Annotated in this window: 12 protein-coding genes; 9 read left to right on the forward strand and 3 right to left on the reverse strand. The window is 63.3% G+C overall.

Annotated features, from left to right (window positions below; translation table 11 throughout):
- Positions 1-11 precede the first annotated feature (11 nt).
- A complete protein-coding gene (rnpA, locus tag ACR9ZH_RS06075; RefSeq protein WP_481289868.1) occupies positions 12-392 on the reverse strand; it encodes a ribonuclease P protein component in 381 nt (126 codons plus the stop codon).
- A gap of 14 nt (positions 393-406) precedes the next feature.
- Entirely contained in the window at positions 407-541 is a 135-nt protein-coding gene (gene rpmH / locus ACR9ZH_RS06080; protein WP_008211413.1) for a 50S ribosomal protein L34, read from the reverse strand.
- Between the two features lie 190 nt (positions 542-731).
- Between rpmH and dnaA the strand changes: the two genes are divergently transcribed.
- From dnaA to ACR9ZH_RS06125, 9 genes are all read left to right on the forward strand, one after another.
- Positions 732-2,084 carry a chromosomal replication initiator protein DnaA gene (gene dnaA / locus ACR9ZH_RS06085; protein WP_481289869.1) on the forward strand — a complete coding sequence of 451 codons (1,353 nt, stop codon included), beginning with the start codon at positions 732-734 and terminating at the stop codon, positions 2,082-2,084.
- A 213-nt stretch (positions 2,085-2,297) separates the two neighbouring features.
- Positions 2,298-3,398: a DNA polymerase III subunit beta gene (dnaN, locus tag ACR9ZH_RS06090; RefSeq protein ID WP_481289870.1), complete on the forward strand. Its 1,101-nt coding sequence runs from the start codon at positions 2,298-2,300 to the stop codon at positions 3,396-3,398.
- Positions 3,399-3,537: 139 nt separating this feature from the next.
- On the forward strand, positions 3,538-4,620 hold the full coding sequence (gene recF / locus ACR9ZH_RS06095; protein WP_481289871.1) for a DNA replication/repair protein RecF: 1,083 nt from the start codon (positions 3,538-3,540) through the stop codon (positions 4,618-4,620).
- Between the two features lie 69 nt (positions 4,621-4,689).
- Positions 4,690-7,134 carry a DNA topoisomerase (ATP-hydrolyzing) subunit B gene (gene gyrB / locus ACR9ZH_RS06100; RefSeq protein ID WP_481289872.1) on the forward strand — a complete coding sequence of 815 codons (2,445 nt, stop codon included), beginning with the start codon at positions 4,690-4,692 and terminating at the stop codon, positions 7,132-7,134.
- A gap of 356 nt (positions 7,135-7,490) precedes the next feature.
- Complete coding sequence (locus ACR9ZH_RS06105) at positions 7,491-8,792, forward strand: tetratricopeptide repeat protein (RefSeq protein WP_481289873.1); 1,302 nt, start codon at positions 7,491-7,493, stop codon at positions 8,790-8,792.
- Between the two features lie 259 nt (positions 8,793-9,051).
- Positions 9,052-9,543 carry an energy transducer TonB gene (locus tag ACR9ZH_RS06110; protein WP_481289874.1) on the forward strand — a complete coding sequence of 164 codons (492 nt, stop codon included), beginning with the start codon at positions 9,052-9,054 and terminating at the stop codon, positions 9,541-9,543.
- 58 nt (positions 9,544-9,601) lie between these two features.
- Positions 9,602-10,372 carry a MotA/TolQ/ExbB proton channel family protein gene (locus ACR9ZH_RS06115; RefSeq protein ID WP_481289875.1) on the forward strand — a complete coding sequence of 257 codons (771 nt, stop codon included), beginning with the start codon at positions 9,602-9,604 and terminating at the stop codon, positions 10,370-10,372.
- Between the two features lie 13 nt (positions 10,373-10,385).
- Entirely contained in the window at positions 10,386-10,805 is a 420-nt protein-coding gene (locus tag ACR9ZH_RS06120) for an ExbD/TolR family protein (protein WP_167029499.1), read from the forward strand.
- Positions 10,806-10,810: 5 nt separating this feature from the next.
- Positions 10,811-11,218, forward strand: a complete 408-nt coding sequence (locus tag ACR9ZH_RS06125; protein WP_072323403.1) for an ExbD/TolR family protein — start codon at positions 10,811-10,813, stop codon at positions 11,216-11,218.
- A gap of 159 nt (positions 11,219-11,377) precedes the next feature.
- Here the strand turns inward: ACR9ZH_RS06125 and ACR9ZH_RS06130 are convergent, their stop codons facing one another.
- The gene (locus tag ACR9ZH_RS06130) at positions 11,378-12,121 is read right to left on the reverse strand and encodes a pyridoxine 5'-phosphate synthase (RefSeq protein WP_481289876.1); all 744 of its coding nucleotides are present in this window, start codon (positions 12,119-12,121) and stop codon (positions 11,378-11,380) included.
- Positions 12,122-12,210 lie beyond the last annotated feature (89 nt).

Raw genomic sequence — 12,210 nt, forward strand, 5'->3', positions numbered from 1 at the left:
GGACGGTTAGGTCAACGCGCGATTGTGCCGTCGGCACCCTCGGGCTTCAACGGCCGTATGCGGCGGAACAGGCCGTCGAGCTCGGCCAGGAGCACGGCTCCGGACTCGCCGACGGCGGTATCGCGAGCCATCACGAGGATGTCGACCGGAGGCAGGGCGGGGCGGGCGCGGCGGAATGCCTCACGCGCCAGGCGCTTGATCCGGTTGCGATCGACGGCGCGTTTCGAGCAGCGCTTGGAGATGGCCAGACCGAGCCGGGCGGTCCCGGCGTCGTTGTTTCCGAAGCGCAAAAGAAAACAGCGGCCGCCAAGGCGACCGCTGACAGTTCGCAAGGCTGCGAAGTCGGCGGCGCGGCGCAGCCGCGCTTCGCGCGGCAAGGCTGCGGCACGCACGACGGACGCGCCGCTTACGGGATCAGGCGCTTGCGACCCTTCGCGCGACGGGCGTTCAGAATCTTGCGACCGTCGGCGGTGGCCATGCGGGCGCGGAAGCCGTGCGTACGTGCACGCTTGAGCTTGCTGGGCTGGAAAGTACGCTTCATGGCGCTACATCCGGATGAAGAGGGAAAAAGGCCCGAAAGTATGCGAGACATTCCATAGGACTGTCAACCGCTTGGGCGAACGAATTGACGGGATCGCGCGTGAATGCGGGGCCCGAGGGCGGGGCGGAACACTGGTAGACTTCGTCGTCCACCCCGCGCGCATGCGCCCCTGCTGTGGCAAGAATACCTGATGAGTGATCTCTGGAGGCGCTGTCTCGAGCGTCTTGAAGGCGAGTTGACGTCCGAGGACGTCCATACCTGGCTGATGCCGTTGCAGGCCAGGGAGGACGGCCACGGTCTGTTCCTCTACGCGCCAAACCCCTATTCGCTGGACACGGTACGCGAGCAGTACCTGGGCAAGATCCAGTCGATCGTGGAACACCTGAGCGGCCGTACCCTGCCCGTCCGGCTCGAAGTCGGCTCGTCGGGCGGCCGCGCGGCTCCCGCGCGGCCCGCGTCGTCGATGGCACAGGCGCCCGCCGCGGCGCCGCGCGCGGCCGAGCCCGCGCACGAGCCGCCGCACGTGCACAACCTGGATCCGCACTACACCTTCGAAACCTTCGTCGAGGGCAAGTCGAACCAGCTGGGCAAGGCCGCGGCCATGCAGGTGGCGATGAATCCCGGCCGGGCCTACAACCCGCTGCTGTTGTACGGCGGCACCGGCCTGGGCAAGACCCATCTGATGCACGCCGCCGGCAACCTGCTGATGCAGAACAACCCGGGCGCGAAGGTGCTTTACCTGCGCTCCGAGCAGTTCGTCAGCGGTATGGTGAAAGCGCTGCAGCAGAAGAACATGGACGACTTCAAACGCCGCTTCCGTTCGGTCGACGCGCTGCTGATCGACGACATCCAGTTCTTCGCCGGCAAGGACACCACGCAGGAAGAGTTCTTCCATACCTTCAATGCGTTGTTCGAGGCGAAGCAGCAGATCATCCTCACTTGCGACCGCTACCCGAAGGAACTCGACAAGCTCGAGCCGCGCCTGAAGTCGCGGCTGGGCTGGGGTCTGTCGGTGGCGATCGAACCGCCGGATTTCGAGACGCGCGCCGCCATCCTGTTGTCGAAGGCGGCGGAGAAGGACATGGAAGTGTCCGAGGACGTGGCGATGCTGCTGGCCAAGCGCATCCGCTCCAACGTGCGCGACCTCGAGGGCGCGCTCAACACGCTCGCCGCACGCGCCAACTTCTACCGCAAGCCGATCACCACGGATTTCGCCGAAGAGACCCTGCGCGACCTGCTCAACACGCACGCGCAGGCGGTCACCGTGCCGAACATCCAGAAGACGGTGGCCGACTACTACCAGGTACGCCTGTCCGACCTGCTCTCCAAGCGCCGTGTGCGCTCGCTGGCGCGTCCCCGGCAGGTGGCCATGGCCCTGTCCAAGGAACTCACCGAGCACAGCCTGCCGGAGATCGGAGAGGCATTCGGGGGCCGCGACCATACGACCGTGCTGCACGCCTGCCGCACGATCCGCGGTTTCTGCGAGAAGGACGTGCGCATGCGCCAGGACTGGGAGCAGCTCATCCGTATCTTGACGGGCTGAGAAGCTGTGGATAATAGGTGGATGGACGGAGGACGGTTTCGACGCCTTAAGTTATCCACAAGGCACCCACACGAAACCGCGTGTTCAGGCCAGTCGATATCAGAAATCAAGCTATTGAAAATACTAATCTTTTAAGGCTTGTCAAGATATCCACCGGCCTAACAACTACCACTAATAAAATCTTAAAAACTTAAAAGCAGGAGTAGGGGACGCATGCAATTCAGCATCCAGAGGGAAATACTGCTCAAACCCCTGCAGCAGGTGGTGGGCGTCGTGGAACGCCGCCAGACGCTGCCCGTGCTCGCCAACCTCCTGGTTCGCGCCTCCGGTAGCGAGGTGTCCTTCACCGGCACCGATCTCGAAGTTGAGATGATCGCCACCACCGAGGCCGGCGGTGTGCAGGAAGGCGAAATCACGATTCCCGCCCGCAAACTGTTCGACATCGTCCGTGCGCTGCCCGACGGCGCGAAGATCGACATCAAATTGAACGGCGAGCGCATCGCACTCAACGCCGGACGCAGCCGCTTCACCCTGGCCACGCTGCCATCCAGCGAGTTCCCGATCATCGACGAGATCGAACTGGTCGAGCGGGTGACCCTGCCCGAGGAAGTGCTCCGCGACCTGATGGACCGCACGGCCTTCGCCATGGCGAACCAGGACGTGCGTTATTACCTGAACGGCATGCTCCTCGATCTCCAGGAGCACACGCTGCGCTGCGTGGCCACCGACGGCCACCGCCTGGCGCTGAAGGAAACGAAGCTGGAAAGCTCCGTATCCCAGCGGCGCCAGATCATCATTCCGCGCAAGGGCGTGAATGAACTCGTCGGCCTGCTCGAGTCCGGTGAGGGCTCGGTGGAGCTGGAGTTCGGCCGGAATCACCTGCGCGTTCGCCGTGGGGGCGTGGTATTCACCTCCAAGCTCATCGACGGCCGTTTCCCGGACTACGAGGCCGTGATTCCGCTCGGAGCCGACAAGACCGCCACGATCGAGCGCGACGTGTTGCGCAGCGCCCTGCAGCGAGCGGCGATCCTCTCGAACGAGAAGTACCGCGGCGTGAAGCTCGAACTTAGCCCGGGCCGTATCAAGATCGTGGCGCACAATCCGGAACAGGAAGAAGCGCAGGAAGAGGTGGAAGCCGAAACGGTCGTGGACGACCTGGCCGTGGGGTTCAACGTCGGGTACCTCCTGGACGCCCTGGGTGCGTTGCGTGGCGAGAAGGTCCGCATCAATCTGCGCGACGCCCAATCCAGCTGCCTGCTCCAGGAAGAGGGCAACGACGAAGCCCGTCACGTCGTGATGCCTCTCCGCCTCTGACGAGGTAGCCACTGTAGGAGCGGACCTTGTCCGCGACAGCCTTTCGCGCCAGTCTTAACCCCTTGCGCCGATCGGCCCCAGACGCCGGGATGTCCCTGACACCCCGGCGTCGTCCGTTCTGGATGGGATGAAAGCTTGTATGAAGTTCGACTCGCTCCGGATCTCTGGACTGCGTTGCCTGGACGGGGTGTCCCTGACGCTTTCGGCCGGCATCAACGTGTTCGTGGGTCCGAACGGCGCGGGCAAGACCAGCGTGCTCGAGGCGGCATATCTGCTTTCCCATGGACGCTCGTTCCGGGCGGGATCCCGGGATGTACTGTTGAAGCGTGGTGCGAACTCGCTATCGGTGTTCGCTGAGGTCAAACGGGCGGACGGCAACGTCCGCCGGCTGGGCCTGGGCCGTGAGGGTGGGCGTTGGCAGGCCCGGGTGGATGGCGATACGGCCGCTTCGCTCGGCGCCCTGGTGCAGGAGTGCGCGGTGGTTTGCTTCGAGCCCGGCTCTCACGATCTGGTTGCCGGGCCGTCCGACGAACGCCGGCGTTATCTGGATTGGGGCTTGTTCCACGTGGAACACGAATTCGTGCCGCACTGGCGCCGCTACCAACGGGCCCTGAAACAGCGGAACGCCCTCCTGCGGACCGGTGGCCAACCGGACGCCGCCCAGCTGGAGCCGTGGGAGGCGGAACTTGCTACGGCGGGCGAGGGGATCACGGTCTTCCGCCGCCGGTATCTCGAGCGGCTGCTCCCTCACATCCAGGGATTCATGAGCAACGTCCTGCCCGAGTTAGGCCGGTTCAGCGTGAGATACCGTCCAGGGTGGGATGAGACGGCCGACCTGGCCACGACTTTGAGGGAACGGCGAGTGCGGGACCTGGGCCGTGGCCACACGACAGTGGGCCCCCACCGGGCTGATTTCGCCATGGCATTCGAACAGGCGCCATTGCGCGAGCACCTGTCCCGCGGACAGGAGAAGCTGTGCGCGCTGGCGTGCCTCCTCGGCCAAGCCTCGCTCCACGCCGAAATCCTCGGAGAATGGCCTGTCGTCTGCCTTGACGACCTTGCATCGGAGCTTGATCGTACCCATCAAGAGTGGGTTGTCGCGCAGCTTTTGGGCCGCGACGTCCAGGTCCTCGTGACGGGTACCGAGATCCCGTCCGCTCTTACCGAACAGCCGGTGACGATGTTCCACGTGGAACAGGGTGTCGTCACCGCTTTGCTATAATCGACCGACTGTCCCGAGGCCTCCCGCGCCGCCTCGGGGCCGCTTTCTGGCGCCATTACCGGGCATCGCATGAACGAACCTCTCGATCCGACGACGAACTCGAACGCTTACGACTCTGGCAGCATCAAGGTCCTGAAAGGCCTGGACGCCGTCCGCAAGCGCCCCGGCATGTATATCGGCGACACCGACGACGGTACGGGCTTGCACCACATGGTGTTCGAGGTGGTGGACAACGCCATCGACGAGGCCCTGGCCGGCTACTGCGACTATGTCAAAGTCACGATCCACCAGGACGGCTCGGTCGGCGTGGACGATAACGGCCGCGGCATTCCGGTGGACATGCACCCGGAAGAGGGCAAGTCCACGGCCGAAGTGGTCATGACCGTCCTCCACGCCGGCGGTAAGTTCGACGCCAACTCCTACAAAGTCTCCGGCGGCCTCCATGGCGTAGGCGTGTCCGTCGTGAATGCGCTCAGCGAGAAGCTGTGGCTGACGATCTGGCGCGATGGCAAGGAATACCGCCAGGAATACGCCCATGGCGAACCTCTGGCTCCCATCGCTGCCGTCAGCGATGCGAACCGCCGCGGCACCCTGGTCCGTTTCCTGCCCAGCCCGGCCACCTTCACGAGCAACATCGAGTTCCACTACGACATCCTGGCGAAGCGCCTGCGTGAGTTGGCCTTCCTCAATTCGGGCGTCACCATCGAACTGGTGGACGAGCGGAACGATCGCAAGGACATCTTCGCGTACGAGGGCGGCATCAAGTCCTTCGTGCAGCACCTGGCCCAGTTGAAGACCGCGTTGCACCCCAACGTGATCAGCTTCAGTTCGTTCTCCGAAGGCATCACCGTTGAAGTGGCGATGCAGTGGACGGACGCATACCAGGAAACGATGTTCTGCTTCACCAACAACATCCCGCAGCGCGACGGCGGCACCCACCTTACGGGCTTCCGTGCGGCGCTCACCCGTACGCTGCAGAATTACATCGAGAAGGAAGGCCTGGCCAGGAACGCCAAGGTAGGACTGTCGGGCGACGACATGCGCGAAGGCCTGATCGCCGTCCTCTCGGTGAAGGTGCCGGACCCGAAGTTCTCCTCACAGACCAAGGACAAGCTGGTTTCCAGCGAAGTGAAGACGGCGGTGGAGCAGGTCGTCAACGACAAGCTCGCCGAATTCCTCCTCGAACACCCGGCGGAGAGCAAGGCCATCGCCTCCAAGGCCGTGGATGCCGCGCGCGCCCGCGAAGCAGCCCGCAAGGCCCGCGAGATGACCCGCCGCAAGGGCGCGCTGGATATCGCCGGCCTGCCCGGCAAGCTGGCTGACTGCCAGGAAAAGGACCCGGCGCTGTCCGAACTGTTCCTGGTGGAGGGTGACTCCGCCGGCGGTTCCGCGAAGCAGGGCCGCAACCGCCGTACTCAGGCGGTGCTGCCACTGAAGGGCAAGATCCTCAACGTCGAGAAGGCCCGTTTCGACAAGATGATTTCCTCCGCCGAGGTCGGCACGCTGATCACCGCGCTGGGCACGGGCATCGGTAAGGAGGAATACAACCCGGACAAGCTGCGCTACCACCGCATCATCATCATGACCGACGCGGACGTGGACGGCTCGCACATCCGCACGCTCCTGCTCACCTTCTTCTACCGGCAGATGCCCGAGCTCATCGAGCGCGGCCACGTCTACATCGGCTTGCCGCCGCTGTACAAGGTGAAGCAGGGCAAGCAGGAGATGTACATCAAGGACGACACCGTCCTGAACGAGTACCTGATCGCCAGTGCCGTGGACAATGCATCGCTGACGCCGGAAGAGGGCGCGCCCGCGATCGACGGCGTTGCGCTCGAAAAGCTGCTGCGCGACTACCAAGTGGCACTGGACCAGATCCAGCGCCTGAGCCATCGCTTCGACGTGGTGTCGCTGACCGCCATGATCGAACACGCGCCGCTGGAAGACGGCCACTGGACGGATCCGGCGCGGATGCAGGCCTGGCTCGACGGCATCGCGGCGCGCCTGAGCTCCAGCGGCCTGGGCAAGCCCACGTATTCGCTGCGCTTCCGCCCGGCACTGAACGAGCAGGGCGCGGCGATCGAAGTGCAGCGCATGCAGCACGGCCTGAGCCATACCTGGATCATGCCGCAGGCCTTCTTTGGCGGGACCGAGTTCCGCGCCATCCAGTCGATCTCCCAGCAGCTCTCGCAGCTGGGCCTGCAGCCGGGCGCGGTGGTTCGCCGCGGCAACGGTTCGCGCGGCGTGCTTTCCTTCGCCGACGTGCGCAACTGGCTGCTCGAGGAAGCGAAGAAGGGCCGCACCATCCAGCGCTTCAAGGGCCTGGGCGAAATGAACCCGGAGCAGCTGTGGGAAACCACGGTGAATCCGGAAACCCGGCGCATGCTGCAGGTGGGCATCGAGGACGCCGTCGCGGCGGACCAGATGTTCTCGATGCTGATGGGCGAGGCGGTGGAACCGCGCCGCGACTTCATCGAATCCAATGCACTGAAGGTCACGAACCTGGACGTCTGAGCCCGGCTTCGGGTTCGTCAGGAAGCTCAGTCAAGACTGAGCTTCCCATCTTTCGTTTTACGGGCTCTGCGAGCCCCGACAATGGAACGGTCGTTCACCCATAAAAAGCCGTCCGACCTCTATTTGGACGTTTCTCGAGCGGCGTCACACTTTCCGCGAACGTGGACGAAAATGGCGTTTTCAAGGCAACCTTTTGCCTATAAATCGGTAAGCGCCAACATTCTTCTAACAAGTCATTGTTTTGACTCTCCTTTTTTCTTGCACTGCGACTTGTTCTTAGGAATCGAATCAGGGTAACCTCTGTAGTCCCCCGGAGTGCCGCCTTGCGCGAAGACTCCTACAACCGAGGTCATTCAATGAAACAGGGTTCCCTCAGCAAGTTGGCGCTCGCTACCGCGATCGCACTTTCCCTTGTAAGCGGTGCGGTGGTCGCGCGCGACACCAAGCCCCAGGAAAAGAAAGAAGCGCTGTACCCGAACGCCACGCGTGCGGAACCCAAGCTCGACCTCAAGAGCGAGAAAGACCAGAAGGCCATCAACGAAGGCCTCGACGCCGCGAACAACGGCGACAAGGAAAAGGCGATGCAGATCCTGCAGCCGCTCGCCGACGGCTCGGGCACGAGCAGCAAGTACGCCCAGGCGCTGGCCCTGCAGGGCATCGCCAACATGAAATACAACGACGGCGACATCAAGGGCGCCATCAGCACGCTGAAGCAGGCGCTCGATATCGGCGTGATGCCGAACGACACCTACTTCCAGCTGAAGTACATGTACACCCAGTTCCTCGTCGCCGACGAGCAGTACGCCGCCGCGCTGCAGTCGCTGCAGGAATGGCGCAACGAAGGCAAGAAGGAAACGGCCGACTCCTACGGCCTCGAAGGCAACATCGATTACCGCCTCGAGAAGTACCCGGAAGCGATCGCCGCGATCACGAAGGCGAAGTCCATGCCGGACGCGAAGCCGCAGGGCTCGTGGGACCAGATCCTCGCCGCCAGCTATGCCGAGACCGGCCAGGGCGACAAGGCTGCCGAACTCGCCCAGGCCGAGCTGCAGAAGAACCCGAACGACCCCACCGCGCTGAACAATGCCGCTTCGGCACTGATCCAGGCGCAGAAGTACCCTGAAGCCATTGCGCTGATGGAAAAGGGCCGCGCCGCGGGCGCGTTCAAGGACGAGAAGCAATACGTCAATCTCGCCAAGGTCTACCTCATCGACGGCCAGGAACACGGCGATCGCCAGGAAGGCAACGCCTCCAAGGCGGCCGCGGTGCTCGAGGACGGTCTCGCCAAGGGCATCGTGAAGCCCAGCGCCGAGGTCTACAAGCTGCAGGGCGATGCCGCCATCACCGGCGGCAACGAGAGCGCCGCGCTGGCCGCGTACCAGAAGGCCGCGCCGCTCGCGAAGGACGGAGAAATCACGCTGAGCATCGCGCGTCTCCAGCTCAGCAAGAACCAGTACGCCGCCGCTGAAAAGTCGGCGACGGATGCCATCAGCAAGGGTGTGCAGCATAAGGGCCAGGCCTACATGCTGCGTGCGGAAGCCAAGCGTGGTCAGAAGAACAAGCAGGGTGCCATCGCGGACATGAAGCTCGCGGCCCAGGATCCTGAAACGTCTGCCAAGGCCAATGCCTGGTTGAAAACCGCAGGTACCGGCAAGTAAGCGCTTGTAAAGACCCGGAAGGGGGGGATCATGCACCGCCATAAATCCTCCCTTCAGGTGCTATACAAACGCCATATGCTGGTGTAACTTGCTTACCTTTCCGCTTGCAGAAACCTGCGTTTTCGGCAATGTCAAGCCGACGAACGCCGGAAGAGCAGTGCGGGCTCACTTCCGCTTGATTAGCTCTTGATAGTGACTGATGGCCTCAAGTAACGAATCAACCGGCCAAGCGCCGTTCAGTTGGGGGCGCACCAGTGCGTTGGCAGTAGCCATCGCGCTGCACTCGTTCGCCTTCCTGCTGCTGGTCGCGCCCATGGCGCCGCCCAAGACGCAGGAAAAGCAGAAAGAGAAGGTCGTGCAGGTCGATTTCATCGAACCGCCGCCGCCTGCCGTGGAAGAGGCGAGCACGAATGCCGTTCCGGCTCCGCCGCCGGCGCCTCCCGCGCCGCCTGCACCGCCGGCCGACATCGCACCCAGCGAGAATCTGTCGTACCGTCAGCGTAATCCGCCAAGGTATCCGCCGCAGGCGATCCGTCAGCGGCATGAAGGTACGGTGGTACTTCTGGTCCTCGTGGGTGTCGACGGTTCGCCGAAGGACATCAAGGTCGACCAGTCGAGCGGTTTCCGCGAATTGGACAAAGCTGCGGAGGATGCCGCAAGGAACTGGCGATTCAACCCGGGCAAGCGAGGCGGTCAGGCCGTCGAAGGCTATGCACGTGTCCCCGTTACGTTCAACCTAAACCAGCTGTAAGTTAGTCCTCACACTTACTTACATCTCTGTTCACGCTTGACTTCCCAAGGGTAGCGTTATGTTGCAAGACACCTCCGCTCAGCCTGCTAATCCAGGTCAAAACTCCAATGCCGACGCCCTCAAGCAGATGGGCTTCGACCACCTGATCCACAACTTCGACTTCCTCGGTTGGATTGTGTTCGTGGTGCTGGTCGCGATGTCCGTACTCTCGTGGTACTTCATCGTCGCCAACTTCATCCGTAACAGCATGGTGCGTTCGCGCGCCGACAAGGTCATCCAGGGCTTCTGGAACACCTCGTCGACGCAGGAAGCCATTCGCATGCTCGAAGAGCAGCCGAAGGGCGAGCCGTTCTCGAAGATCGCTCTCGACGCCGCTTCGGCCGTCGCTCACCACCAGGCTGCTGCCGGTGGTCGCCTCGCCGAGACGCTGTCGCGTTCGGAATTCATCGACCGCGCCCTGCGCCAGGCCGTGGCTCGCGAGAGCCTGCGTCTGGAAGGCGGCCTGACCCTGCTCGCCACGGTCGGTTCGTCGGCCCCGTTCATCGGTCTTCTCGGTACGGTGTGGGGTATCTACCACGCGCTGATCGGTATCGCCGCTTCGGGTTCCGCGTCGATGGATAAGGTGGCCGGCCCCGTCGGTGAAGCTCTGATCATGACCGCGTTCGGTCTGTTCACCGCTATCCCGGCCGTGCTTGCGTACAACTTCTTCATGCGCTCGAACCGCCTGACCTACGCCCAGTTCGACGAATTCGCGCACGACCTGCACGACTTCTTCGCCACGGGCGCCCGCGTCGAAGGCACCGCTCCGGCTGCCGTCGTCAAGAAGTAAGAGGAACTGACCCATGGCTATGAGCAGCGGGGGCAACTCCGGTGGTCCGATGTCGGAAATCAACGTCACGCCGCTCGTCGACGTGATGCTGGTTCTGCTGATCATCTTCATGATCACGGCGCCGCTGATGTCCCACAAGGTCCAGATCGATCTGCCGAAGGCTAATCCGAACGTTAAGGATGACACCCCGGTCGAACCGATGGATCTCGCGGTCAAGCCGGACGGTACGTACTTCCTCAATGACGGCGAAGTCACTGAGGCTGAACTGAAGGCCCAGTTCGCGGTTGCGGCGGCGAAGTCGCCGCAGCCGGAACTCCAGATCCGTGCCGACCGCACCACCGAGTATCGCGTGGTGAAGAAGATCCTTGGCGATGCCAAGGAAGCCGGTATGGTCCACGTCGGCTTCATGTCGACTGGCAAGGCGGGGGAGTAACGAACATGGCATTCAGCTCAGGCAACTCCGGTGGCCCGATGTCGGACATCAACGTCACGCCGCTCGTCGACGTGATGCTGGTGCTCCTGATCATCTTCATGATCACGGCTCCGATGCTGTCGCATAAGATCAAGATCGATCTTCCGCAGCCGAACCCGAACATCGTCAACCCAGAGAATCCGCCGGATCCCGTCCGGCTGCAGATCCGCCAGGATGGCTCGCTGTATTGGAACGACACACCGGTCGACGAGCTGGGCCTTCGCGCCCAGATCGCGGTGATCGCCCAGCAGTCGAACCAGCCGGAACTGCAGATCGACGCGGATGATGCGGTTCAGTACGAGGTCGTGGCACGCGTGCTTTCCGACGCTAAGGGCCAGGGCCTGACCAAGATCGGTTTCGTCAACGCGCAATAACCGATCGGTTGTCCGGTAAGACCAGAAACCCCGCCGTGAGGCGGGGTTTTTTTTCCCGCCGTGGTTGTAGGAGCGCGCCCTGCGCGCGACAGCTTTTCGCGAAAAGCATCAGGCCCTGCTGCTTTCGGCCTCAAAAGCCGTCGCGCGCAGGGCGCGCTCCTACTTCAGGATATCGAGGTACGCGCGGACCGTGTTCGACAGGCCCTGGTAGAGCGCCTCGCCGATCAATGCGTGGCCGATCGACACTTCGGCAAGGCCGGGAATCGCCGCCTTGAACGTACCGAGATTGGCGTGGCTCAGGTCGTGGCCCGCGTTCACCGCGAGACCGGCCTGCTGTGCGCGCTGAGCGGTATCTGCGAAGGCGGCCAGTTCGGCTCGCGCGTCGCCCTCGCGGAAGGCGTGGGCATAGGGGCCTGTGTACAGCTCGACGCGCTGGATGCCGATGGCTTTTGCCGCCTCGAAGCCCTCGCTGCCGGCGTCGACGAACACGCTCACGCGGCAGCCCAGCTCGCGGAACGCGGCTACCACCGGTGCCAGTTTTCCGATGTCGGTGGTGAGGTCGAAGCCGTGATCCGAGGTGATCTGTCCGTCGCCATCGGGGACCAGCGTGACCTGGGTCGGGCGCACTTCACGGGCGAGTTCGAGCAATCCCGGATAAGCCCCGCGCGCGCCGGCAAAGGGATTGCCCTCGATGTTGTATTCCACGCGGCCACGCAGCAGGCCGGCGAGCGTGCGCACGTCGTCCGGCGTCACATGGCGCATGTCGGGCCGGGGGTGCACGGTAAGCCCGCCACATCCCGCATCGATGCAGCAGTTGGCGGCCGTGGCGATATCGGGTTCGTCGCCACCGCGGGAGTTGCGCAGCACGGCGATCTTGTTGAGGTTGACGCTGAGGAGGGTCATCGACGGTCCATGAAAAAAACGCACGCCACCAAACGCAGCGTGCGTAATGACTGTCATCCCAGCATAACTCGCCACGTCCCTGTGGCGCA

The sequence above is a fragment of the Luteibacter sp. SVR4-7G genome, assembly GCF_056755555.1.